This is a genomic window from Bacteroidia bacterium (assembly GCA_027493955.1).
In the GTDB taxonomy this organism is placed as follows: Bacteria; Bacteroidota; Ignavibacteria; order SZUA-365; family SZUA-365; genus JAOSJT01.
Genome location: JAOSJT010000001.1, coordinates 580,888 through 605,022 on the forward strand (window position 1 = coordinate 580,888; position 24,135 = coordinate 605,022).

Genomic DNA, 24,135 nt, shown 5'->3' on the forward strand with positions numbered 1-24,135 from the left:
CATCAACCCTTGACGCTTCCGAGTGTGAGTCCGCTGACGAGCCAGCGGCTGAGTATGAGGTAGAGAATAATCGCGGGAATGCTCACCACCAATGCTCCCGCCGCATACAACCCCCATTCGGTACTCATGTTCGACTGGAACATTTTCAGCCCGATCGGGAGAGTGAACATATCTTCGTAGTACAATACCTGAGCCGCGACAACATACTCCGTCCACGCAGCCATGAAAGAGAACAGCGCGGTGATCACCAGGGCCGGAGTGGCCAGCGGGAGTATTACACGGTAAAACGCTCCGAAACGTCCGAGGCCGTCAATGCGCGCCGCTTCCTCCAGACTGACAGGAATCGTGTCGTAGTAGCCCTTCATCTGCCAGATACAGAATGGCAGAGCGGTGGAACTGTACATCACGATCAATCCGAGAAAATTGTTGATGAGGTTCAGCTTCGCGAGCATGATATACAACGGCAGAAGCAGCATGGTCGCGGGAAACATTTGCGTGATCAGCAAGCCGAGCATCCCGGCTCGTCGGCCGGGAAATCGGTAGCGCGAAAATGCGTATCCGGCGGTCGAAGCCAGTGCGACACCTGTGAGCACAACCACCATGGTGACGAAGAAGCTGTTCCAGACCCAGGTGAGAAATGGTCTGTCCGTGAACAGCGCAATGTAATTGTCCCATGTCGCATCCTCCGGAATGATAGCGAGCGATCCGCTCAACAGTGTCGCCTGCGGCCGTAACGATATGCTGAGCACCTGCACGATCGGGTAGATCGCGATGGCGGTGAACAACAACACCATAACATAGACGAATCCTCTGAAAAGAGGAGAATCCTTGCCGCGCATCAGTACACCGTCTCCGTTGCGGATGTTTTACGCATGAAGAGCAAACTCCACATTGCGAGGAGCACGAAAATCACAACACTGAACGCTGCCGCGTACCCGTAACGGTAAAGATTGAACGCCGCGCGATACACATAGCTGACGAGAATATGCGTTTGATCCGCCGGTTGCCCGCCATTCGAAACCAGCCACACAACATTGATGTTGTTGAACGTCCACACGATTCCCAGCGTGATAGCCGGGATCATCACGGGCTTCAGCAGAGGCAGTGTAACGTGCACGAAGCGTCTCCAGGCCGAAGCGCCGTCAATTTCCGCCGCTTCATACAATTCGCGCGGTATGGACTGCAAGCCGCCCAGGGCGATGATCATCATGAACGGAAATCCCAGCCACACATTGGTGATTATGGCCGCCACGAAGGCCAGCGTCGCGTCCGTCAGCCACGGCAGCGGGGCGATGGAGAAGAGGGATCCGAGGATGGCGTTGATTGCGCCACTGTCGGTGTTGAACATGCCGCGCCAGGTCAGCGCGGTGATGTACTGCGGCACCGCCCAGGGGAGAATGAGCAAAATGCGAAACAGGGATTTTCCGGGTAAATGACGGTTGAGCAGCACCGCGAGAAACACGCCGATCACCACGTGCAGCGTCACGTTGACCACTGTCCACACAATGGTTTTGATAAAAACGCTGTAAAACTCCGTTGAAAACATCGCGCCCAGGGCCGCGGCAATACCGGCACCGCCGGTCCACACATCCAGAAACCGATCGATGCCGAACACCCGACCGTACTGCTGGAATCCGATGATGCCCCAGGTGTCCACCGTGCGCATGCTCATGTTGGAAAACGAGATCACGAGATTGTAGAAAAAGGGATACACCACGACGCCGAACATCAGCACCGATGCGGGAAGCACGAGCAGCAGGCCGAAACGCGCATCCGCCCGGCTCCGTCCTCCTCCCTGGAAAAGAGGAAGTACACCGTTGCGGATTAGAAAGAACAGCGCTACCAGACCGGCAAGCACGGCTATGCCCTGAAACGCGACGGCGACGGCGGGATCGCTCCGGTCTTCGTCGGCGCCTTCGTTCATTTCGCGAATTTTCTGTTCGGCGAGGCGCTGCTGCTCGCGTGCGGCAGCCGCGGCGCTGAGGTCTCCGCCGAGGACGCTCTGGTAGGCCGGACGCATGGCATCCCACACGGCACGCATCTCCGGAACGAGTGGGGAGGCCTTTCCGATGCGCACCTGCTCTATGGAAACTCGAATGATGGGATCATCGAGAACACGCGGATCCCGCTGCGCGGCGAGCGTGGAAGGGATGGTCTTCAGACGCTGTGAAAAGATGACCTGGGTTTCCGGTGAAAGTATAAAACGAAGGAAAATACGCACCGCCTCGAGTGTCTCACCCTTGACCGAACGATTCACGAAGTATCCTTTCGTCGTTACCATGGGCGCTGCAGCTACACCGCTCATCTCCTGAACCGGCAGGAGGTCGAGAACGAAATCATCGCCGAGTTTGTCCACATACCGGCCCCAGGCCCAGGGTCCGTTGATGATCATCGCCGCGCGGCCTTCGAGGAATTGCGTCTCCGCGATTTCGTAATCACTCTCGCGCGGAATGATGCGATGGCGGTCGCGGAGATCCTTCACAAAATTGAATGCGTCCACCGCGGCGGAATTATTCAGCGTGGGACGATTGTCTGCGTCCAGTACCCAGCCGCCGAAAGCGGTATAGAAGGGCATGAAGAAGAAGGGTTCCGTATAATTCCAGACCAGTCCGTACTGATCGATCACCCCGTCTCCATCGGTATCCCGTGTCAGTTTCTTTCCGTACTCGATCAGTTCCGCAAAGGTGCGCGGAGCCCGTGTGAGTCCCGCCTGCCGGAACAGGGTGCGGTTCCAGCCCATCGCGAGGTGGTTACCGATCTCGTCACCGATCTGATAGAGCTTTCCCCGATAGCGCGTGACAGCTTTCTCGTCGAAGCCGCGAAGCTCCGCCGCTGTAAAGAGATCGTCGAGCGGCCGGATAATCCCCATGGATTCGAAGGCGCCGACATAGTCGCTTGGGCCGTACACCAGCTCCGGACCACCACCGGTAAACGCCGCCGCAGCCTGATAGGAGGAGCGCAACTCCTCGGTTTCGCGGAACAGCTCGTTCACGCGAATATGCGGATGGCGGCGATGGAATTCCGCAATACGCTCCGCCAGCACTTTCCGCGCCTCCGGCCGCATTTGCGTCCATATATGCAACTGAACCTGAGCCCGCGCGAGCGTCGCAGCCGTAAGGAGCAGGATGGCGGTGAGCAGGAAGCGGGCGCGCATGGTAATTAGTGAAGGGTAAAGGGTGAAGGGTAAAGGGTGAAGGGTAAAGGGTGAAGAGTGAAGAGTGAAGAGTGAAGAGCAAGAGTGCTGCACGCACTGATCTCTACGAGCAGGAGCCCCTTTACTCTTTACCCTTCACCCTTTACCCGTTACATAAACGCCTCTTCCACGAGCCGTTTCTGTTCGATCTCGTGTAAGGTGCCGCTACCGGACGCCGGGCTGCCGCTGTGGACACGTCCGACGAAGGAAAGATGGTAGGGGGGCTGCAACGCTTCGCGCAGTTTGCCGAGCACGAAATTCCAGGCGCCCATGTTTTGCGGCTCTTCCTGCACCCATCGAATGTCCCGCGCCTGATGATAGCGCTTGAACACTTGCCAGAGATCGTCGTACGGGAAGGGATACAATTGCTCAACGCGCACGATCGCCGTGTCGGTGATGCCCTGGGCCTTTCGGTGCGCCATGAGATCGAACGCCACCTTGCCCGTACAGAGCAATACCCGTCGCACGTCGGCAGGTGCGTCGGGATCGTCGAAGACGAAGCGGAAGCCACCGTCCGTGAATTCGTGCAGCGGACTTTTCGCCACCTCGGCACGCAGCAGACTCTTCGGCGTCAACACAATCAATGGCTTACGCTCCGACAACAGCGCCTGGCGGCGCAGCAGGTGGAAGAGCTGCGAGGAGGTGGTCGGGGAAGCGATGCGCATATTGTTCTCGGCGGATAAAATGAGGAAACGCTCGAGCCGCGCACTGGAGTGCTCGGGACCCTGCCCTTCGTAGCCGTGCGGGAGCAGCAGCACAAGTCCGCTGCGCTGTCCCCACTTGTCCTCCGCCGCGGTGATGAACTGATCAGTGATGATTTGCGCACCGTTGACGAAATCCCCGAACTGTGCTTCCCAGATCACCAACGCTTCCGGACGCACCACGGAATAGCCGTACTCGAAACCGAGAACCGCATACTCGGAGAGAAGACTGTCGTACGGCATGAATTTTTCCTGTCCGGCGCGAATGTGATTCAGCGGTATGTAGGAGTTCGCCGTCTGATTATCGACGAGCACGGAGTGGCGGTGACTGAATGTGCCGCGCCGGGAATCCTGTCCGGAAAGCCGTATCGGTATTCCCTCGATGAGAACGGAACCGAAAGCGAACGCCTCACCGGTTGCCCAATCCACGGGAGCACCGCTGTCCAGCAATCCGATGCGGCTCTCGATCAGCCGGCGCAGCTTCGGATGCGGCTGGAAATCTTCGGGAAAGGTTGTCAGCGCATGCAGAATTTCATCGAGCGTTTCACGCGGCACCTTGGTTTCGATACGCTCGCCGATATCTTCCTGAATAACGCGGAAGACATGGTCCATGTCGATCTCGGGAGGAGCGATTTCACGGGTGATGTCGAAGGCGCGTTCTATTGACTTGTGGAAATACTCCAAGGCGTCCTCGGCTTCGCGCACGGTGATATCGCCGCGGTTGACCAGGGCTTCGGTGTACACTTTGCGGATGGAACGCTTGTTCTTGATTTTCGAATACATCAATGGCTGCGTGTAGGAAGGATCGTCACCTTCGTTGTGGCCATGTCTGCGATAGCCGATCAGATCCACCACCACGTCCTTGTGAAAAGCGTTGCGGAAGGCCAGCGCCAGCTCGATGACATGCACGGCAGCTTCGGGATCCTCGCCGTTGACATGGAAAATCGGAGCCTGCACCATTTTGGCGACATCCGTGGCATAGACGCTGGAGCGTGCGTCGGCAGGGGACGTGGTGAAGCCGATGCCATTGTTGGTGATGATATGCACGGTGCCGCCGGTGCGATACCCCTGCAACATGCTGAGATTGAAGGTTTCAGCGACGACACCCTGCCCGGCGAACGCGGCATCTCCGTGAATCAGTACGGGGAGAACGCTCTGCCTCTCGCTGTCGCGTTTCATATCCTGCATCGCGCGTGCAATGCCTTCCACCACCGGATCCACGGCCTCGAGATGACTCGGATTGCTCGCGAGGGTGACCTGCAGTTGCGTTCCGTCGAAACCGGTGTACGTACCGGTTGCGCCCATGTGATATTTCACATCGCCGGAACCCTGCATGGAATCGGGATCGAGATCGCCGTCGAATTCCGAAAAAATCTTCTCGAAGCTTTTCCCGAAAATGTTCGCCAGCACGTTCAACCGTCCCCGATGCGCCATCCCGACCACTACATCCGAAATACCGGAAGAGACGGCCTCGTTCAGCAATCCGTCCAGCACCGGGATCAGCGTTTCCAGCCCCTCCAGACTGAAGCGTTTGTGCCCGATATATTTTGTGTGCAGGAATTTCTCGAAGGCCTCGGCGGCGCTCAACATCCCGAGGATGCGGAGTTTCTTGCTCGTATCCATCCACGACGAACGCGGACGTCCCTCCACCTGTCCCTGTATCCAGCGTTTCTGCTCGGGATCCTGAATGTGCATATACTCGATGCCGATGGTGCGGCAGTAGGTGTCGCGTAACAGTTCCATGATATCCCGCAGCTTCATGCGCTGCCGTCCCGCGAAGCCGAGCGTAATGAACTCGCGGTCGTAGTCCCAGAGCGATACACCGTAATTCTCCGGATCCAATTCCGAGTGCTGTTCCACCTCGTTGCTGAGGGGATTGAGATACGCCTGCAAATGCCCGCGCACGCGGTACATGTTAATGAGTTGCTGGACGCGGGCCTGCTTCTCGATCATGCCGTCGTTGCTGCCCGTTCCTCCGAACGCCGGGTTGATGTCCCGTGTCAACCTGATGGGTGGATAGGGAATGTGCAGCGTTTCGAATATCTCTTCGTAGAAGCCATTCTCGCCCGTGAGCAACTTGTCGAGGGTGTCGAGAAACATGCCGCTTTCCGCTCCCTGTATCACCCTATGATCGTAGGTGCTCGTCACCGTCATGCTCTTGCTGATCCCGAGCATGGCCAGGGTGCGGGGATCGGCATTCTTGAATTCCGGCGGCCATGAAATCGAGCCGATGCCGACAATCACGCTCTGCCCCTGCATGAGCCGTGGGATGGAGAACGCAGTGCCAATCATTCCCGGGTTGGTCAACGTGGCATTGGTGCCCACGAAATCGTCAGGCGAAATCGAATTGGTGTTTACCTTGCGCAGGAGTTCATTGTACGCGGCGAAGAATCCCGCAAAATCGTATTGTTCCGCCGCTTTGATATTAGGCACGAGCAGACTCCGCGTCCCATCCTTCTTCTGGATGTCCACGGCAATACCGAGGTTGATATGCTCCGGTGTCACTTTGTAATGCTCGCCTTCATGATACGCATAGAGGGTGCTCATGGCGGGCATGGAACGCAGGGCCTTCAGAATGGCCCAGGCGATGAGATGCGTGAAGCTGACGCGGCCGCTCACCATATCCTCGAGGTAGCGGTTGATGAGACGGCGGTTTTCCTCCAGAAGCTTCACAGGTATGACGCGCGACGAGGTCGCCGTCGGCATACTCAGACTCTTCTCCATGTTGCTGACGATAATTTCAGCGGGACCCCGCAGCTTCTGGGCTCCCGTGGGGAGTTCCACCGCAGGTTTTCCGGCTGGAGGGGCAGCGGGAGTGGCAGCTTCAGGCGCGACGGCTGCAGAGCTCTCGTGAAAAGTGGTGGGGGAGTAGTCGGCGAAAAAATCTCTCCAATGCTCGCCCACCGATGCGGGATCTTGCCTGAACTGTCTGTACATTTCGTCGATCAGCCAGGTGTTGGGACCGTAGACCAGGGATTTGTCTATACCGTTGTCAGCCATGTCTCTGTGTATTTGTGTGTTGCGTAGCCGCCGTCGCGTTCGTTGCTGGTCAGCGTTAACGTGGATGAAATGCGTAATCTTTTAAAATTGATCAAAAATCACGTAATGGACAACAGATTTCATCTCAAACCGGTTCACGTGGGTCCGACAATCGGTCCTGAACGCGTGAAAAATCGGAACGGAACCCCGGTAGTACTCCGCAAAGCGTCGTGATTACATTGTTGGGGGGAATGATCGCAAAAAAAACACCCCCGTACCTGAATCGGGACGGGGGAGTGCGTGAGGGTGTGCGACTGGTGGGATGTCGGAAAAACTTCCGTCATCCGTGCGGTTTCAGATGTTGAACAGATACGCCAGATGAAACATCACGTTCGGAAGATGGAATTGATCCTCGTAATTCGGCAGGAAGGTCCGCGAATCCTTGATGATGTTGTTGAACGTATACGCCATGCTGATGCCGAAATTCAGATCGCCGATGCGGGATTTAACCACGGGGAATTCGCCGCCGATACGCAGTTCCAGCAGCGCATTCACATCGTCGTCCGCGGGGGTAATGTCGGAAAAGACGCGCCGGCCTTCGGGATTCAAACCGGGACTATCCGCCCAGCTTGCGGCGGGATCGATGCCTTCGGCAGGAATGGTGAAGCCGTCGCCGGTATTTTTCATTTCACTCGACGCGGGCAGACCATAACCCACTCCGATGTAGAATTGGCTGAATTGAAAGAATACCGACAGCATCGTGTACTGGAAGGTCCCTTCCGTTTTCAGCTTGCCGGGAATGTTCGTGCTGTGATTCTCAATGGCGTCGCTGAAGGAGATGCGCTCGTTCTCGTCGGTAAAGGCGAGTGTATGCAGGGAAAGTTCGCCGACGACACGCGTTTTCCTGCCCAGGGGTATACTTGCTTTGACGCCAAAATGCGATCCGACACCGAGCGTACGCGACACTCTGCTGACATTGTAATCTGTCGTGTTCATCGCCAGCGTCAGCGCGCCCAACGCACCGACCTTGATGAACATGTCATCCTCTTCAACCTCGTCGCGAACGACAATGGTCGTCTGGGCCATCGCCTGCATACTCAACGCGACTATCAGCAGAAACAGAAACGCAATTGTCCCTTTCTTCATGTCAACTCCATGAAATGTGAAAACAGAATGTTGCGGAAAAACGAAACATACGACTTCTCGCCCGAAGATAAAACAACGCCGAGAAGTGCGAATTGCGTAATGCGTAGCGCGGAGATCGTAACACAGGCTGTTCGAAAATCCGTGCATCTGGTCCTGACTTTCGAACTGCACGCGCTCCGCGCTACGCGCTCCGCGCTTCGCGCTCCGCGCTACGCGCTCCGCCGTGTGAATGATCTGAACACGGTCCCGCCTGCGTCCACATACGAGATCACCATGGGCATGCGGCCAAGGGCGTGGGTGGAGCAGGAGAGGCAAGGATCGAAGCAGCGTATGCCGGCCTCTATGCGGTTGAGAATGCCCTCGGTGATTTCCATTTCCGGGTCGTTGATGTAATGCATCGCGATTTGCCGGATGGCGCGGTTCATCGAAAGATTATTCTGACCGGTGGCGATGACCATATCCACATGGCGGATGACACCGTCCTTGCCCGCGGTGTAATTGTGAAAGAGAGTCCCGCGCGGCGCCTCGCATGCACCCACGCCCTGGGCCTTGTTGGAATAGGCGCGTGAGCGAAGGTCGGTCTCGTGAAGCGTGTCGGGATCAGTGAGCAACTCTTCCATACGCTCCAGGGAGAAAAGTATTTCGATAAGACGCGCATAGTGGTAGTAGAAGGAATTCAGAACAACATTGCGCGTGCCTGCCCGCTGCTTGAATTCCACGAGTTCCTTGTCCGATTTCGGAGAACCGGTGTGTGAACAGACGTTCAAACGCGCGAGGGGACCCACGCGGTAATTCCCTTGCGGATACCCGAGCGGCGAGTAGTACGGGAATTTCAGGAAGGACCAGTCCTCGACGGCTTCACCGATGTAATCGCGATACTTCTTGGGATTCAGCTTGTCCGCCACGATGTTACCGCCGCTGTCCACGATGCGGATGACACCGTCGTAATACTCCAGCGCGCCGTCCTCGGTGACGTGACCGAGGAACAGGGTTGGGAAATTCCCGAACACCTCGAGCTTGCCGTGATTGGTCTCGATGAAGGCTTTGATGAAATCCAGTCCGGCCTTGGCCGCGATATGGGCCTCGGGAAGTCCCTCAAGTATGGCGTCGCGTGAAGAGATACTCAGTGCTCTTCGTACGCCGCCGGGGAGGGGAAGATCCGGGTGGATCTTGCGACCGCCGAGTTTTTCGATAGCGTCCTGGCCCCATTTCCGCAGACGTATGCCTTGCCGGGCGAGGTCGGGATTCTGCGCGGCCACACCGAAAATATTGCGACGCTCCGGATCAGCATCCATCCCGAGCAGAAGGTCGGGTAGCGAAAGATGAAAGAAGCTGAGGGCGTGACTTTGTACCCACTGCGCGAGATTGAGCACACGACGCAGGTTTTCTGCGGTTTTCGGAATCTCCACCGCAAGAATGTCGTCGCCCGCCTTAGCCGAGGTCAGCGAATGACTCACCGGACAAATGCCGCAGATGCGTGAGGTGATGCCGGGCATTTCCCAGATTAAACGACCTTCGCAGAATTTCTCGAAGCCGCGGAATTCCGTCACGTGAAAACGCGCGTCCTCCACTGTGCCCTGATCGTTGAAGTGAATGGTGATCTTTGCGTGACCCTCGATACGTGTCACGGGATCGATAACAATGCTGCGTATCGGCTTATCCATACTTGAGCTGATCCTCGGGCAAGGTGGGGGTGCGGCCGTCGAGTAATTGCGAAACAACGTACCAGATGAGGTCCGCTTCCGGCGGACAACCGGGAAGGTGAAAATCTACATGCACGAGACGATGGATGGGCAGTACCGACGGTTCGAGAACGGGCAGGGGACTGAACGGCGTATGACCCAGAATGCTGCCTGTCGGCCCATACACCTCCTGCATCATGGCGTCGCGGTCGAAGGTATTGCGCATGGCGGTCACATTACCCGTGACGGCGCAGTCGCCGAATGCGATGACGAGACGGGAACGCTCACGGATTTTCATCAGCAGTGCTCTGTTGTCCTCGTTTGCGACGGCACCCTCAACCAGAGTCGCGTCCACGGCTGATGGAAATTCCTTGACATCCATAATGGGACTGTACACGACATCGGCACGCTCGTGCAATTCCAGCAGTCGTTCATCCAGATCCAGAAAGGACATGTGGCAGCCGGAACAGCCGCCCAGCCAGGCCGTGGCGAAGGTTATTTTTTTATCCATTCGTTCTTCTCTCTGGCGTTGACGATGTACTGCAGGAAATCGCGGTTCTTCGAAAGTGAGGTCACCGGCTTGCCTTTCTCGAACAACGCGCCGGTCGGACACACCAGGGTGCATTTTCCACAGGATGTGCAGGAAGTGGATGCACCCCACGGCATGGCGAGGTCGGTTATCACGAAGGTGTCGATGCCGCGGCCCGCGATATCCCAGGTATGCGCCGCTTCAATTTCGTCGCAGACGCGCACACAGCGCTGACAGAGCACACAGCGATTATGATCCAGCACAAATCGATCATGCGAAGCGTCTACCTTTTTATCCTGATGCAGGTAGTCGAAGCGCACATGATCCATGCCCACTTTGTAACCGATTTCCTGCAATTCACAGTGACCGTTCACGACGCAGACGGAACAGATATGATTCCCCTCGGCAAACAACAGCTCGATAATCATGCGCCGATACTTATTGAGGCGTGGGGAGGTGGTTTTCACAACCATGTTTTCTTCCACGCGCGTGACGCATGCGGGCTGCAAGCGGTTGTTGCCGTCGATCTCCACCATGCAGAGGCGGCAGGCTCCGACCTCGGACAAACCGTCAAGATGACACAAGGTCGGAATGTACACGTTGTGTTCCCGAGCCGCCTCCAGTATGGTGCTCGAGGCGGGAGCGCTGATCATCTCCCCGTTCAGCGTTAGGGTTTTGATTTCCTCAACCATGGGAAGCTCCTTGTTCCTGCGCCACATCCGTCGCCACATCGCCGAGGCCCGCCGTAGGACCAATCGGGCACACTCCCGCTGCGCAGTGCTGTTCGTGAATGTGTTGCTCGTACTCCTTGCGGAAGAAGTGCAGCGTTGACATCACAGGATTCGGTGCGGACTGTCCGAGTCCGCAAAGACTGGTGTCCTTGACCATGACGCACAGTTCTTCGAGTATATCCATGTCATCATTGGTGGCTGTTCCGGTGGTGACGCGGTCCAGAAGGCGGTAGAGTTGCACGGTGCCGACACGGCAGGGAACACATTTACCGCAACTTTCATCGCGGCAAAATTTCATGAAATATTTCGCGATGTCGACCATGCATGATGTATGATCCATGACGATGAGTCCCCCTGAGCCCATCATGGAACCGACATGAGAGAGGGATTCGTAGTCCACCGGCGTGTCGAGGTGCTGCACGGGAATGCACCCGCCGGAAGGCCCTCCGGTCTGCGCCGCCTTGAATTCCCCATTGTCCGGTATGCCGCCGCCGATGTCGAAAATGATTTCGCGCAGCGTAATGCCCATCGGGACTTCGATCAATCCGGTGTTGACGATGCGTCCCGCCAGCGCGAACACCTTTGTGCCCTTGCTCTTTTCCGTACCAATCTGGGAAAACCACTTCCCTCCGTTCAGCACGATGGCGGGAATATTGGCGAAGGTCTCCACATTGTTCAGCAACGTGGGTTTTCCCCATAATCCGGATTGAGACGGATAGGGGGGACGCGGGCGGGGCATGCCTCGCTCGCCTTCGATCGACTGCAGCAGCGCCGTTTCCTCGCCGCACACAAACGCTCCCGCTCCGATCCGCAGGTCAATTCGGAAATTGAAACCGGAATCGAAAATACGGTTGCCGAGTATTTGCGTGCGCTCGCTTTGCTTTATCGCCTTTTTCAGACGTTCGATGGCCAGCGGGTATTCACCGCGCACGTAGATGTAGCCCTGGTTCGCCCCAACGGCATACCCGGCTATGGCCATGCCTTCCAGAATGGCGTGTGGATTCCCTTCCAGCATGGCGCGGTCCATGAATGCGCCCGGATCACCTTCGTCCGCATTGCAGACCACATATTTTTCGGATGAAGCGACACGGCGGGTGATGTCCCACTTCAGACCTGTGGGATATCCGCCACCGCCGCGGCCGCGGAGTCCGCTGTTGCGCACCTCCAGTACCACACCTTCCTGCGTGTAGTAGGTTATGGCTTTGGCGAGACCTTCATACCCGCCATGGGCGATGTAATCTTCGATGGATTCCGGATCGATGCGGCCCATGTTTTTCAGCGCGATAGACACCTGTTTGTCGAAAAACGCCGAGGCCTTGGGGAACAGCAGATCCTTGACGGGCTTTTCCTTGATCACATGGCTGTCGACGATGCGTTCGGCATCCTCCGGTTTTACCTTGACGTAGAGCGTGTTGGAAGGCTGGAGACGCACGAGAGGGCCGGCGCCGCACAGGCCCATGCAACCCGTAGTGATCACACGAACGTCAGCGGCCACTTTGCGTGCCGCGCAGGCGTTATCAAAGGCATCTTTGAGTTGCAGCGAACCGGACGCGATGCAGCCCCCGCTGCCGCACACGTGGATTTCAGCTTTGAAGGCGGCGAGAGTTTCCCGGAAGCCGCTGCCGATTTCGTATAACTCTTCGAGTGTCATTGCTCCTCCTTGCGCCACGAGGCGATTCGTTCGGTGGCCTGTTCTATGGTGTCGAAACCGATAACGTCGTTATCGTACACGGTTACCGGAGCGATGCCACAGGATCCGACACAGCGGGCGGTTTGCAGAGAGATTTTGCCATCGGCAGTGGTTTGCCCCATCTTACAGCCGCACAGGTGTTCCAGCGTGTTCTGTAACTCCGCAGCGCCGCGTACGTAGCAGGCGGTGCCCATGCACAACGTGACGGTGTGCTCTCCCTTGGGTTCGAGAGAGAAGAAATGGTAAAACGTCGCGACCCCGTACACTTTACTCGGAGGGAGCTTGAGACTGCGGGCGATATACAGCAGCTGTTCGCGCGAGATGAAGCCGAAAAGCTCCTGCGCGGTGTGCAGAACCTCAATCAGCGCGTCCCCCCGGAATTGGTGACGCGCTAAAGCGCGATCAAGGTATTTGTACCGGTTGTCGGCTGCTTTCGCTTTTTCCGCTGCGGCGCTGGTCATAAGCATCTGCCCTGGAGTGCTGAGGGAATGGTTCTCCGTCGTTTTGCTGAATCGGCACGCCAGAAACGAGAAAAAATGCGCGATTGTGTGCGATTCTTGTCTCGTAATCTATCAACTCGGCGCTTGAAAGGCAAGGATGGAGCCCGCATCAGCGTGCGGAATCGGGAGTCCGGCATCGAATTGCCCAATCGGAAACCGCGAGGCTGCCGACGACAAGACCAGAACGAAAGCGAGAAGTATCCGGAGAAAAGGAACTGCAAGTTTACACGAAACGCTGAATCCGTTTCAGACGTCTTCGATTCGTTAATCGGACGACGCACATCGTTAATCTATTGCGTTACGACTTCATTACGCACGATCAGGAGAATGGCGGCATGGGGAACAATGAGGTATTTCTGCTGCTCGAACTCGACCTCGATACCCTGATTTTTCATGAACAGCACGTAATCGCCCTCTTCCACTTGCAAGGGAATATATCGTACGGGTGCTCCTTTCCTCGCCCAGGGTTCTTCTTCGGAGTACTCGGGATTGGGCAGGGCGTAGCCCGGTCCGGTTTTCACCACATAGCCGCTCTGAATTTTCTCCCTTTCCTGTACGCCGGGTGGCAGGTACAAACCGGATTTTGTCATGGCGGCGGGATCTTCGGGGGTGACCAAAACGCGGTCGCCCACGACAAGCAGACGCTGAATGCTTCTCATGGCAAGCTCACAGAAGGTCGGTTGCGAGTTCCGCCAGTTCCGAACGCTCTCCTTTCTCGAGGGTGACATGCGCGTAGAGCTTCTGTCCCCGCATTTTGTCGATGAGATAGCTGAGTCCGTTGGAACGGCTGTCGAGGTAGGGGTGGTCTATCTGGAAAATGTCGCCCGTGAACACGAATTTCGTTCCTTCACCTGCGCGAGTGATGATGGTTTTGATTTCATGCGGTGTGAGGTTCTGTGCTTCATCCACGATGAAATAGATATTGACCAGACTCCGTCCGCGGATGTATGCCAGAGGGGAGATGACCAGTTTCTCCTCTTTCAGCATTTCCGCGATGCGCCGGTGCTTGGTATCCGTTTCTGGAAACTGATGCTGTATCACCCCGAGATTGTCGAACAACGGCTGCATGTAGGGATCAAGTTTGGACATGATATCACCGGGCAAATACCCGAGATCCTTGTTGCTCAAGGGAACGACCGGGCGGGCGAGGAAGACCTGCCTGTACAATCGGCGCTTCTCCAGGGCCGCCGCCAGAGCGAGCAACGTCTTTCCCGTGCCGGCCTTGCCGCTGAGGGATACCAGGGGGATGTCCGGATTCGATAGCGCATCGAGCGCGAAAGTCTGCTCCGAATTTCTGGGATTGATGCCGTACGCGGGATTTTTGTCCACACGCTTCATCATACCGCTGCGCCCGTCGTAACAGCCGAGGGCGGATTTCCGGCCGCAACGCAGGATGAAGTACTCGTTGGGATTGAATGTCCCGGCTTCCGCGAACATCGCGGCATCGACCTCGAATGGCGGCTGATACAGCATGTCGATAACCGCGTCATCCACATTTTCGAGCACCCGTCTGCCGGTGTACAGCGTGTCTATATCCTTGACCTGGTCGGTGACGTAATCCTCTGCCATCAGTCCCACGCCTTTGGCCTTCATGCGCAGGTTCACGTCCTTGGTCACGAGAATGACAGGACGTGCCGGATACTCGCGATTGAGCATGTAGGCGCAGTGCAGTATGCGGTGGTCGGGTGTGCGCTCGGACAGTCCGAGAGGGAAGTCCTTGCCCCAATCTTTGTCGAGTCGAATGCTGATGCGTCCCTGTTTCGCGCCAATGGGTGCACCGCCGTCGAAGAGCTTGTCGCCGCTGAGTGCATCGAGCTCGCGAACGAATTCTCGCGCGTGGAAATTCAGCGTTTCATTACCCTTTTTGAACTGATCGAGTTCCTCCAGCACCGCGATGGGAATCACGACGTCGTGCTCCTCGAAATTGTAGATACAGGAACTGTCGTGGAGAAGAACGTTGGTATCTATGACAAAGAGTTTCTTGACTGCGCGCTTGGCCATGCCGGCTCCGATAGTGATATGGTTGTCTACGAGAAGTTACAAGGTTTTTCCACAATCCCCATGCCCGTGGAAACCGGAAACCGGTCCTGCGGCGCAGGACCGTCCGAGGTCGCGTTACGGGAGTGGAGAGATCGAATACGCGCCGGACTGTGCGGTACTCCGGAATTTCCGTTATATTCCGCCCAATGACATTTCGACCATGCAACCGCCGCGGTTCCGTCACCGTGGCATCTTTTGGAGGATATATGGAAAGCAGAGGCAGCTGGGATCAGTACTTTATGAAAATCGCAGGCATGGTGGCCGAGCGTGCCACCTGCAACCGGGCGCATATCGGCGCGGTGATTGTGAAAGATAAGAATATCGTGGCCACGGGGTACAACGGCTCTCCCGCCGGACATCCGCATTGCTCCGATGTCGGCTGCCTCGTGTATGTCTCCCGCAATCCCGACGGCGAGGAAGAGGAAAACTGCTTCCGCACCATCCACGCCGAAATCAACGCCATTGCCCAGGCAGCGAAGCACGGTGTGGAGATCAATGGCGCGGATATTTATATCACCGCCAGTCCCTGCTATCACTGTCTCAAGACCATAGTGAACACCGGCATCCGGCGCATCTACTACGGGAAGCCCTACAAAATCGACCGCATCCGGGTGCTGCTTGAATATTCTCCCATCGAACTTATACACGTTCCGCTGGAGCACGCGTAACGCAGAGCGCTGAGAGCGAAGCGTACGTATTTTGTGCATGTCTGAAAAAGAAAAGGGTGAAAAGGTTCTGTACCTTTTCACCCTTGTACCATTTTACCTTTTCACCATTCCCGGAATACCGGGGTCACTGCTCGATACCCGGTTGCTATCTCGACACGACGCGGAACTCCACGCGACGGTTCTGCGCGCGGCCTTCCTCGGTGTCGTTGGTGACCGTCGGCTGTTCCATGCCATAGCCGGCCGCGCGAAGTCTCGATGAGGATATGCCTTTACCGATCAGATATTGCACCACGGCTTCGGCGCGGTTCTGCGAGAGCTTCTTATTGTAGTCGCGGGCGCCGACATTGTCCGTGTGACCAGCGACCTCCACGGAGACATTGGGATTCGATTTCAGCCACTCCGCGGCGCGATCGAGATCGACGTATGATTCGGATTGCAACGTCGCCTTGTCGAAGTCGAAGAACACGAGCAGGCGCACGAGATCACGCGTCATGGGCACATCCTTGCGGATCATATCGTTGCCGCTGCCTGCGGGAACCGTGAATCGATCGGAATAGAAAAGATATCCCGCCGCTTCCGCAGTGATCACATAATCCCTGCCGGGTTGCAATACGACCACATAGGAGCCATCCATGTCGTCGCTGTGGAAGGAACTGACCACGGAGTTCGTCGATACATCGCGAACGGTGAGTGTCGCTCCAAGCGGCGCGTCGGTGTTATGGTCATGCACCCTGCCGGTGACGGTGGTGACGGGCGATGGCGGCAGGGGATTGGGTACCGCGAGCCAGATGTCGAGATCACCCTGCCCACCGGCGCGGGAGGAAGCGAAATACATGTCCTGGCTGTTCAGAGAAAGGCCGCAAAAGTAATCGTCGTCGGAGGTGTTCACGGGCACTCCCATGTGTCTTGGGGCGCTCCAGCCGGAAACCCCGCTGGTGGTCTGATATATGTCCAGACCGCCGATGCCGGGATGCTGATCGCTGGAAAAATACAGCGTTCGGTTGTCGGCCGCGATGGCAGGCGCGAGTTCGTCGCCGACGGTGTTGATGACCGCTCCGAGATTCACCGCGGGACGCCAGTCGCCGCCGTGGCTGCGTGTCGTCATCCATAGATCGGTGCCGCCCTGGCCGCCCGGGCGATCACTGGTGAACAGAATGGTAAGGCCATCGGAAGAGATGGCGGGTTGCGATTCCCAGAATGGGGAGTTCACATTCGGACCGAGGTTGCGCACATTGCGCCACATCCCGGCGCCGTATTCGGCGATGTACAAATCGCAGTCGCCCAGCGCGTCGGGACGTCCGCAGCCGGTGAAGACCATCCAGTGGCCATCGGGTGTGATGGACGAGCTGCCTTCGTCGGCGGAGGTGTTCAGTGGTTCACCCAGCCGCTGAATCTGTTCCCAGCCGTCATATCCCGCGATGGCGGTGAAAATGTCCTGACTCCCATTTCGTGTGGAGGTGAAGTACATGACGCGGCCGCTGCCGATAATCATGGGACTGAAATCGTCGTCCGAAGAATTGAGTGCACCGCTCACGGGACGAATGGTGACGTCGTAGCGCTCGGGCGTGATCATCTGACGTGGCGGCTTCTCTTCCTGCGCATGCAGCAGGCAATATGGTGCGAGCAGAGCGAAGAGGACGATTGCGATACTGATTTTCGTGTTCATGATGCCCTCCTCAATTCATGCGCCAGCGAAGGCCGATGGTGAAAAACGCGGTCAACATGTTGAAGTCCTTGTTGCTGCGCGCAAGTGCGAGTCCCTCCCCGTTGCTCCACACCGGGATGATCTCGGCGGTTTCCGTTGGAATATGGCTCAGCTCGGTGTTTGCGCTTTCGACAAAGGTCCCGAGGGGGTATGCGACTGTGAGTTCAGGTGTGAGATAGAGATTCGGGTTCAATTCTATCCACATGCCCACACCGAACTTGACGTCGATACGCGAACTCTTGAACCCGGAGACTTCGGCTTCCATCGAAGCCGTGCGAAGCTCGTTCACCACTTCATCCAAACCCTGCACGTCTTCGGTGTAGTAAATGTCCTCGGGCTGAACCAGCGTCTGATCGAGTTTGGCGGTATTGGATTGCAGTAATCCGAACGAGGGACCGAGAAGCAGGTACACCGGCGATGATCCAAGGTTTATTCTGCCCAGCAGATCAATGCCGATGTAATCGAAGGTCCAGTCTGTTTTGTTGTTAATGATGGTCGTCAGATTCGTCTCCGTCTGCGGATGAATCTCCATCATGTCGGTTGTTTCATCGAACGCACCCATGCGGGTGTGGTAATTCGCCTTGAGCACGATGCCGAAGATGTCCGAGAGCGGAAAATCCAGCGTGGCGCCGAGGTAGAATCCCAACCCGCTTCCGTCGTTGACGCTTGCCGGAAGTACATAGCGCGGATTATGCGGATTCGGTGTGTAATATGCGAGCGGACCATTCGAAAAACTCGAGTACGTCAATCCGCCGTCTATACCAATAAACCAGGAATAATCTCCCGATGCGCGTTTCGGACGAAGCACGTCGCCCGCATCCGATCGCAGTGACAGCGTCCATGGGTGTCCGCCACCGGGACCGTCCGCCAGCGCCGGGGGCGGCAGCACGACGGCGCAGATGAGGAGAAAGAAGAGTGAGAAGCGAAGGAATTGCATATACTGTTCCTTTTATGGGTGAAACAGGCGGAATAAACGGAACGTCCACCGCTTGCGCGGAATTGGGAGGACTGCGGTGATCGATAGACACGCAATGTTACAAAATTTTCAAAGAAGGGCCAAGCGCATTCCGCCTCACTACCAGTGGTACAGGCGTCGCCGCTCTGCGCGAGAGAGAAGTATGGTCTGAAGCGTTGGGGAAGGAGAAGGACCGGTCCGGAATTGTCTCCGGATCGCTCACTGTGCGAGCATATCGGGCGTAAACGGATCGGGAAGTAAGTCCGTCATCGTGCGGAACGCATGGTCGGCGTTCTCATCGCAGAGGATGAGCGTCATTGCGGGATTGAATTCCGCCAACACCTGCCTGCACGCACCGCAAGGGGCGACGGGCTGCCGACTTGTCGCGATAGCCATGGCTGTAAATGACCGCTTTCCCTGCGCGACAGCGGTGAAGACCGCGGTGCGTTCCGCGCAACACGTAAGTGAGTAGGAGCTGTTCTCCACATTGCAGCCGGTCACGATGCTTCCGTCATCGCAGAGCAATGCGGCCCCGACGCGAAATTGCGAGTAGGGGGCATAGGCATTGTCGCGCACTGATCGGGCGGCGGAGACAAGAGCTTCCACTTCGTTCTTCGTCAACGGCATACGACCTCCATGAAATGAAAAAGGCCTGATGAATTCAGACCTTTTGTGTGGACCCAGACGGGATCGAACCGACGACCTCTACAATGCCATTGTAGCGCTCTCCCAACTGAGCTATGGGCCCAAACGGGTCAAATAAGATAGCGAGCTTTCACACAAAATGCAAACAGGGGAAAACGTTCACGCGTGCAGAGTTGAAAACGCTACGACGACCCGTCGAACGCTCCGCTCCGAGATTTCGGGAAGGCGGAAATGATCCGCGCACTTCCGTGATTTTACGCGTAAGGTAGAAATTCATTTTCCCATGTCGTACATTGGACGCATTGAACCTTTGTCCCGTTACACTTCACGCGTGAACAGTTACACGAGGATGACCGAATCCTCAAATCGTAATTCATACTTCGTCAATCGTACACCCCTTTTCCAATAAACACCAGGAGTTCCCATGTCTTTCATCCTCCCCGATCTTCCGTTTCCCAAGGACGCGCTCAAGCCGTTTCTGACCGAGGAAACGTTTGACTACCATCACGGCAAGCATCATGCCGCATATGTGACCAACGCGAACAATCTCGCCAAGGACACCCCATACGACGATCTTTCCCTGGATGATGCCATCCTCCGCGCCGCGGCGGAAAGCCACACCGGCATGTTCAACAATACCGCGCAGATCTGGAATCACACATTCTTCTGGAATTGCATGTCCCCGAGCGGCGGCGGCGCACCGACAGGACGCATCGGCGAACTGATCACGCGCGATTTCGAGTCCTTCGACGCCTTCAAGGAGCAATTCACGAAGGCGGCCGTCACGCTGTTCGGCTCCGGCTGGGGCTGGCTTGCGCTTAACGGCGAAGGAAAGCTGGAACTCATGCCGCTCTCCAATGCCGACACACCCATGCGGCACAATAAGAAAGCGCTGCTCACCGTTGATGTGTGGGAGCACGCCTACTACATCGACTATCGCAATGCTCGTCCGAAATTCGTCGAAGGATTCTGGGACGTGGTCAACTGGGAGTGGGTGAACAGCCAGTTGTGACCGTGAACCGAGTCACAAGTGAAATGTGAAATGAGAAAGGGGCGCACGGCGAAAGCAACGCGCCCCTTTCTCATATTCCTTCGTGCAGGATCCAACTTCAGAGCTTCATCGTCCGCCGCTTCGCGTTTCATCATCTCCCCAGAAACGCATCCGCAACGAACATCCCGCCGCGAGATAGTATTCGCTTTCGTCGCGGGGGAAAGGGCGGTGCGGGACCGTGAGCGTGTACCCCGCGGAGAGATCGAGTTGCACATCCGGATCGACGAGCCATGTGAAGCCGCCATCGAAGCGGTGCACCGGCTCTGTGCCGGCGCCCAGGTCGCCATACAGTTCCACGTATGCTCCGACGACATCGGTCAGTGAGGAGCCGAGGGCCACGGAGTAGAAGCCAACGTAATCCCGGAGACTCCCTTCAAAGGCCATTCCGAGATTGTACCCCAGCGAAAAATGGTCACTGAGCGTGTGCGAACAGGCGAACCGCGCTTCGGGGATATAGTGTTCGATGTCGAACTCCGCGGCTCCCGATCCGGGGATAGCGAGCATGAAAATGAACGCTGCTTCGGGCAGGATGCCATGCTCCTCGCGGAGCGCGGTTTTCAGACCCGCGGAAAGCGGGACGAAGCCGTGTTCGTTTATCACACGAGGCAGAAGGTATTCCTCGGCCCGGGAAAGGTGATTGAAGTCGCTCCAGTGATCGACATATCGGTACCCGAGTTCGAGACGCAATTCGTAATTGGTAGCGAAACCAAAGCGGAACAACGCGTCCGGATTGGCGAACTCCGTCTCTTCCAGGAAGGTCCTGCCGTCACTGCTGAAGCGCAGATCGCTGCGGGATAATCCTATCTCGACCTGCAACCATCCCGTCGGCACGACGGAAGAGGTTTCGGTCTGATCCGGACGGTCCGTTGCCATGTCTTGTTGCGCAAAAGCCACGGTGCTGAAGATGGCCCATACAGGCAGGAGGAAGGCGCGCAAGCGATGCATTGAACAGACTCCATAAGGAAAAAACCAAGCTACGCAGGGTCTCTCATCCGTACAAGGCATTTTTCGGGCTACACCGTATGTTGCCCTCGAACGCGGTCGCCTGGACGGAACGCGGCTGTCGGCACCGTCGCGTGTCTTCCGTCTCGTGCACGTGTGCGCAACAGCGGATCAGGAAACGGACGAAATGGAAACCGCAATCGCAAGAAATTTCAAGGGTTTAGCATACTTTGGCGCATGACGTTCTACCTTGAAAAATCCCGCATTTCGCCGTACATTTCATGTTTGTTCCCTGCGAATTACGAGGTCGCATGTACGAATATATTGGCGCTGTGCACATCCATTCCCGATACTCCGACGGTACCGGGGAGATGGGCGATATTGTGCGTTTCGCCGGCGAGGTAGGCCTCGATTTCATCATGACAAGCGATCACAATACCCTTCGGCCAAAAATCGATGGCTGGGAGGGATGGCACGAAGATGTGATGCTGCTCATCGGCTACGAGATCAATGACCGCAAGGACCGCAACCATTACCTCGCTTTCGGTCTCGATAAAACCGTGGGGGTGCGCATTTCCGCGCAGGAGTACGTCCGGCGCGTGAAGGAACAGGGCGGCATAGGCTTCATCGCCCATCCGGACGAACAGCGCGGCAGCATGCCCGAGCATCCGCCGTATCCATGGCTTGCGTGGGACACCGAAGATTTTGACGGCATCGAGATCTGGAATCACATGAGCGAGTGGATGGAGGGGTTGACCGAGGAGAACAAATTTCAGCGGTTTATCCATCCTCTCAAGTCCATAACCGCGCCGCCGGAGGTCACGCTTCGGCGTTGGGACGAGCTGAGCCGCACCCGACGTGTGGTGGGCATCGGCGGTACCGACGCGCACGCGCACAAGGCGGACATCATGGGCTTTTTCGACGTGGAGGTTTTCCCGTACAAGGTCATGTTCAAATCCATCCGCACCCATGTACTGCTCGACGAGGCAATACACCGCCGCAGCGCCGCACATTTCGAAGAGGACAAGTGGAAGATCTATGAAGCCTTGCGGCACGGACGTTGCTTCGTGGCCAACTCCTATCACGGTGACGCGCGGGGATTCTCCTTCTACGCCACCTCCGCGACCGAGACCCTGCAACAGGGAGATTGGACGGAGTTCAAGGGTCCCGGGACGCTGGCGCTGCATATCGAACTGCCTCAACCCGCACGTGTGCGTCTCCTCCGCAACGGGGCCCTGATCCGGGAGGAGATCGCCAAAGAACTGCTTCACACCGTCGCCGAGCCCGGCGCATGGCGCGTCGAGGCCTGGCTGGACGACAAAGGCTGGATTTTTTCCAATCACATACGCATCGGCAACCCGGACGGGACCTGCTGATGTACATCCGGTTTCATGAGGAAACCACAAGGCACATGAATCGCGTAATCAATTCCCGACTTCCGAATTCCGAAGAAATTGACAAACCCCAATCCAATTGCGGCGTGGTGGGCATCTATGGCGATCCCTCGGCCAGCACCCTCACGTACTACGGATTGCATTCCCTGCAGCATCGCGGTCAGGAGGCAAGCGGCATCGTATCCTGTCCGATAGCCGCGGACGGCGCGCGCGGTGGGAAGCTTCGTATCCACAAGGGACCCGGCCTGGTGACGGAGGTGTTTTCCGATCAGAATCTACTCACGGAACTGCTTACCGGAGAAGTCGCGATCGGGCATAACCGTTACTCCACCACGGGTTCGGACAATCTGGAGAATATTCAACCGTTTCTCGTCAATTATCGCGACGGACAGCTCGCTGTGGCGCATAACGGGAATCTGACGAATACGCGCGCCCTGCGCAGCCGGCTGCAGGAAGAGGGTACCATTTTCCAGACCTCTACGGACACGGAGGTCATTCTCCACCTCACCGCGCGCAGCGCAGCCGCCACACCCGAAGACCGCATCATGGACGCGCTCAACACCGTACAGGGCGCCTTTTCGCTGGTAATGCTGCATGACGATACGCTTATCGCCGCCCGCGATCCGCATGGATTCCGACCGCTTTGCCTCGGCCGTCGTGGTTCCGCATGGGTGGTGGCCTCGGAAACCTGCGCTCTGGATATTATGCAGGCCGAGTATGTGCGCGACGTGGAGCCGGGAGAAGTGTTGTTCTTTGACAAGCGGATGCGCAGCACGGGTGAGCCCACAGCACGCAGACTGGATTTCAGGGCCGAGAAGTATCACCACTGCATCTTCGAGTACATTTATTTTTCCAGACCCGATTCACGCGTGTTCGGCGAAAATGTGGATAAGATCCGCCGTCGTCTGGGCAAGGCGCTCGCCGAAGAGCATCCGGTGGAAGGGACACCCGAAGATCCCGCTTTCGTCATGGCGGTGCCGGACAGCAGTAACACCGCAGCCATTGGATTTCAGCGCAGCAGTTACAAGCAGGGGATCGAAGCGCGTTACGAAATCGGTCTCATTCGCAATCACTACATCGGACGTACCTTCATACAGCCCGGCCAGGAAAAACGCGAAATGAAGGTGCGCATGAAGTTCAACACGGTGAAAGGTGTGGTGGAGGACCGCAAAGTGGTTATCATCGACGACTCCATCGTACGCGGCACGACAAGCCGCCTGCTTATCAACCTCGTGCGCGAGGCCCGGCCGCGGGAGTTGCACGTGCGCATCAGTTCTCCGCCCATCATGAAGCCCTGTCCCTATGGCATGGATTTCCCGAGCAGCGACGAACTCATCGCACCGCAGAACGACGGCGACGTGGACGCGATTCGCAGGGAAATCGGAGCGGATTCGCTCGGTTACCTGTCCATCGAGAAAATGCTGGGCACAGTGCCGCATGAAGGGAAAAGCGGCTGGTGTACCGGCTGCTTCAATGGCGACTATCCTGTTCCCGTAGAGGAAAACATGCGCAAGGATGAGCACGAGGTGTGATGCGGCTCCGCGTGATCATAGTGCTCCTCCTGTTGAGCTGCGGAGGTCTGGT

The 24,135-nt window shown here is 56.9% G+C and carries 19 protein-coding genes and 1 tRNA gene; 4 read left to right on the plus strand and 16 right to left on the minus strand.

Going from position 1 to position 24,135, the window contains the following annotated elements:
- Nucleotides 1-2 precede the first annotated feature (2 nt).
- The 11 genes from M5R41_02285 to M5R41_02335 all read right to left on the minus strand — a co-directional run bounded on the left by M5R41_02285 (nt 3) and on the right by M5R41_02335 (nt 15,152).
- Nucleotides 3-839 (minus strand): sugar ABC transporter permease, encoded by an 837-nt coding sequence (locus tag M5R41_02285; protein MCZ7555219.1) that lies wholly within the window; start codon nt 837-839, stop codon nt 3-5.
- Nucleotides 839-3,154, minus strand: a complete 2,316-nt coding sequence (locus tag M5R41_02290) for an extracellular solute-binding protein (GenBank protein MCZ7555220.1) — start codon at nt 3,152-3,154, stop codon at nt 839-841. Before M5R41_02290 ends, M5R41_02285 begins: the two co-directional genes overlap by 1 nt.
- A 149-nt stretch (nt 3,155-3,303) precedes the next feature.
- Nucleotides 3,304-6,894, minus strand: coding sequence for a multifunctional oxoglutarate decarboxylase/oxoglutarate dehydrogenase thiamine pyrophosphate-binding subunit/dihydrolipoyllysine-residue succinyltransferase subunit (locus M5R41_02295; protein MCZ7555221.1), 3,591 nt, complete (start codon nt 6,892-6,894; stop codon nt 3,304-3,306).
- A gap of 333 nt (nt 6,895-7,227) precedes the next feature.
- Nucleotides 7,228-8,019, minus strand: a complete 792-nt coding sequence (locus tag M5R41_02300; protein ID MCZ7555222.1) for a hypothetical protein — start codon at nt 8,017-8,019, stop codon at nt 7,228-7,230.
- A 209-nt stretch (nt 8,020-8,228) separates the two neighbouring features.
- The gene (locus M5R41_02305) at nt 8,229-9,683 is read right to left on the minus strand and encodes a Ni/Fe hydrogenase subunit alpha (protein ID MCZ7555223.1); all 1,455 of its coding nucleotides are present in this window, start codon (nt 9,681-9,683) and stop codon (nt 8,229-8,231) included.
- The gene (locus tag M5R41_02310) at nt 9,676-10,212 is read right to left on the minus strand and encodes an NADP oxidoreductase (protein ID MCZ7555224.1); all 537 of its coding nucleotides are present in this window, start codon (nt 10,210-10,212) and stop codon (nt 9,676-9,678) included. Before M5R41_02310 ends, M5R41_02305 begins: the two co-directional genes overlap by 8 nt.
- Nucleotides 10,197-10,922: a bidirectional hydrogenase complex protein HoxU gene (gene hoxU, locus M5R41_02315; GenBank protein MCZ7555225.1), complete on the minus strand. Its 726-nt coding sequence runs from the start codon at nt 10,920-10,922 to the stop codon at nt 10,197-10,199. Before hoxU ends, M5R41_02310 begins: the two co-directional genes overlap by 16 nt.
- Nucleotides 10,915-12,612, minus strand: a complete 1,698-nt coding sequence (locus M5R41_02320) for an NAD(P)H-dependent oxidoreductase subunit E (protein ID MCZ7555226.1) — start codon at nt 12,610-12,612, stop codon at nt 10,915-10,917. Before M5R41_02320 ends, hoxU begins: the two co-directional genes overlap by 8 nt.
- Nucleotides 12,609-13,118 carry a bidirectional hydrogenase complex protein HoxE gene (hoxE, locus tag M5R41_02325; GenBank protein MCZ7555227.1) on the minus strand — a complete coding sequence of 170 codons (510 nt, stop codon included), beginning with the start codon at nt 13,116-13,118 and terminating at the stop codon, nt 12,609-12,611. The genes M5R41_02320 and hoxE overlap by 4 nt, the downstream gene beginning before the upstream one ends.
- Nucleotides 13,119-13,441: 323 nt before the next feature.
- Entirely contained in the window at nt 13,442-13,810 is a 369-nt protein-coding gene (locus M5R41_02330; protein MCZ7555228.1) for a co-chaperone GroES family protein, read from the minus strand.
- A 7-nt stretch (nt 13,811-13,817) separates the two neighbouring features.
- On the minus strand, nt 13,818-15,152 hold the full coding sequence (locus tag M5R41_02335; protein ID MCZ7555229.1) for a PhoH family protein: 1,335 nt from the start codon (nt 15,150-15,152) through the stop codon (nt 13,818-13,820).
- Between the two features lie 245 nt (nt 15,153-15,397).
- On the opposite strand from M5R41_02335, the gene M5R41_02340 reads away from it, so the two are divergent.
- Nucleotides 15,398-15,859, plus strand: coding sequence for a dCMP deaminase family protein (locus M5R41_02340; protein MCZ7555230.1), 462 nt, complete (start codon nt 15,398-15,400; stop codon nt 15,857-15,859).
- A gap of 145 nt (nt 15,860-16,004) precedes the next feature.
- On the opposite strand, the gene M5R41_02345 is transcribed toward M5R41_02340, so the two are convergent.
- The 4 genes from M5R41_02345 to M5R41_02360 form a co-directional block, all read right to left on the minus strand.
- Nucleotides 16,005-17,525 (minus strand): OmpA family protein, encoded by a 1,521-nt coding sequence (locus tag M5R41_02345; protein ID MCZ7555231.1) that lies wholly within the window; start codon nt 17,523-17,525, stop codon nt 16,005-16,007.
- A 10-nt stretch (nt 17,526-17,535) separates the two neighbouring features.
- The gene (locus M5R41_02350; protein ID MCZ7555232.1) at nt 17,536-18,501 is read right to left on the minus strand and encodes a PorT family protein; all 966 of its coding nucleotides are present in this window, start codon (nt 18,499-18,501) and stop codon (nt 17,536-17,538) included.
- 237 nt (nt 18,502-18,738) lie between these two features.
- On the minus strand, nt 18,739-19,146 hold the full coding sequence (locus M5R41_02355; protein MCZ7555233.1) for a cytidine deaminase: 408 nt from the start codon (nt 19,144-19,146) through the stop codon (nt 18,739-18,741).
- Between the two features lie 48 nt (nt 19,147-19,194).
- Nucleotides 19,195-19,267, minus strand: a tRNA-Ala gene (locus M5R41_02360).
- Between the two features lie 321 nt (nt 19,268-19,588).
- On the opposite strand from M5R41_02360, the gene M5R41_02365 reads away from it, so the two are divergent.
- Entirely contained in the window at nt 19,589-20,176 is a 588-nt protein-coding gene (locus M5R41_02365; protein MCZ7555234.1) for a superoxide dismutase, read from the plus strand.
- Between the two features lie 105 nt (nt 20,177-20,281).
- Here M5R41_02365 and M5R41_02370 read toward each other — a convergent pair whose 3' ends face one another.
- Nucleotides 20,282-21,160, minus strand: coding sequence for a transporter (locus M5R41_02370; GenBank protein MCZ7555235.1), 879 nt, complete (start codon nt 21,158-21,160; stop codon nt 20,282-20,284).
- Nucleotides 21,161-21,468: 308 nt separating this feature from the next.
- Between M5R41_02370 and M5R41_02375 the strand changes: the two genes are divergently transcribed.
- Nucleotides 21,469-22,533: a CehA/McbA family metallohydrolase gene (locus M5R41_02375; protein ID MCZ7555236.1), complete on the plus strand. Its 1,065-nt coding sequence runs from the start codon at nt 21,469-21,471 to the stop codon at nt 22,531-22,533.
- Between the two features lie 35 nt (nt 22,534-22,568).
- Entirely contained in the window at nt 22,569-24,083 is a 1,515-nt protein-coding gene (gene purF, locus M5R41_02380) for an amidophosphoribosyltransferase (GenBank protein MCZ7555237.1), read from the plus strand.
- Nucleotides 24,084-24,135 lie beyond the last annotated feature (52 nt).

What these genes read in the sequence shown, in the direction of transcription:
- M5R41_02285 (MCZ7555219.1), bottom strand. Translation starts at nt 839, where the DNA reads ATGCGCGGCAAGGATTCTCCTCTTTTCAGAGGATTCGTCTATGTTATG.
- M5R41_02290 (MCZ7555220.1), bottom strand. Translation starts at nt 3,154, where the DNA reads ATGCGCGCCCGCTTCCTGCTCACCGCCATCCTGCTCCTTACGGCTGCG.
- M5R41_02295 (MCZ7555221.1), bottom strand. Translation starts at nt 6,894, where the DNA reads ATGGCTGACAACGGTATAGACAAATCCCTGGTCTACGGTCCCAACACC.
- M5R41_02300 (MCZ7555222.1), bottom strand. Translation starts at nt 8,019, where the DNA reads ATGAAGAAAGGGACAATTGCGTTTCTGTTTCTGCTGATAGTCGCGTTG.
- M5R41_02305 (MCZ7555223.1), bottom strand. Translation starts at nt 9,683, where the DNA reads ATGGATAAGCCGATACGCAGCATTGTTATCGATCCCGTGACACGTATC.
- M5R41_02310 (MCZ7555224.1), bottom strand. Translation starts at nt 10,212, where the DNA reads ATGGATAAAAAAATAACCTTCGCCACGGCCTGGCTGGGCGGCTGTTCC.
- hoxU (MCZ7555225.1), bottom strand. Translation starts at nt 10,922, where the DNA reads ATGGTTGAGGAAATCAAAACCCTAACGCTGAACGGGGAGATGATCAGC.
- M5R41_02320 (MCZ7555226.1), bottom strand. Translation starts at nt 12,612, where the DNA reads ATGACACTCGAAGAGTTATACGAAATCGGCAGCGGCTTCCGGGAAACT.
- hoxE (MCZ7555227.1), bottom strand. Translation starts at nt 13,118, where the DNA reads ATGCTTATGACCAGCGCCGCAGCGGAAAAAGCGAAAGCAGCCGACAAC.
- M5R41_02330 (MCZ7555228.1), bottom strand. Translation starts at nt 13,810, where the DNA reads ATGAGAAGCATTCAGCGTCTGCTTGTCGTGGGCGACCGCGTTTTGGTC.
- M5R41_02335 (MCZ7555229.1), bottom strand. Translation starts at nt 15,152, where the DNA reads ATGGCCAAGCGCGCAGTCAAGAAACTCTTTGTCATAGATACCAACGTT.
- M5R41_02340 (MCZ7555230.1), top strand. Translation starts at nt 15,398, where the DNA reads ATGGAAAGCAGAGGCAGCTGGGATCAGTACTTTATGAAAATCGCAGGC.
- M5R41_02345 (MCZ7555231.1), bottom strand. Translation starts at nt 17,525, where the DNA reads ATGAACACGAAAATCAGTATCGCAATCGTCCTCTTCGCTCTGCTCGCA.
- M5R41_02350 (MCZ7555232.1), bottom strand. Translation starts at nt 18,501, where the DNA reads ATGCAATTCCTTCGCTTCTCACTCTTCTTTCTCCTCATCTGCGCCGTC.
- M5R41_02355 (MCZ7555233.1), bottom strand. Translation starts at nt 19,146, where the DNA reads ATGCCGTTGACGAAGAACGAAGTGGAAGCTCTTGTCTCCGCCGCCCGA.
- M5R41_02365 (MCZ7555234.1), top strand. Translation starts at nt 19,589, where the DNA reads ATGTCTTTCATCCTCCCCGATCTTCCGTTTCCCAAGGACGCGCTCAAG.
- M5R41_02370 (MCZ7555235.1), bottom strand. Translation starts at nt 21,160, where the DNA reads ATGCATCGCTTGCGCGCCTTCCTCCTGCCTGTATGGGCCATCTTCAGC.
- M5R41_02375 (MCZ7555236.1), top strand. Translation starts at nt 21,469, where the DNA reads ATGTACGAATATATTGGCGCTGTGCACATCCATTCCCGATACTCCGAC.
- purF (MCZ7555237.1), top strand. Translation starts at nt 22,569, where the DNA reads ATGAATCGCGTAATCAATTCCCGACTTCCGAATTCCGAAGAAATTGAC.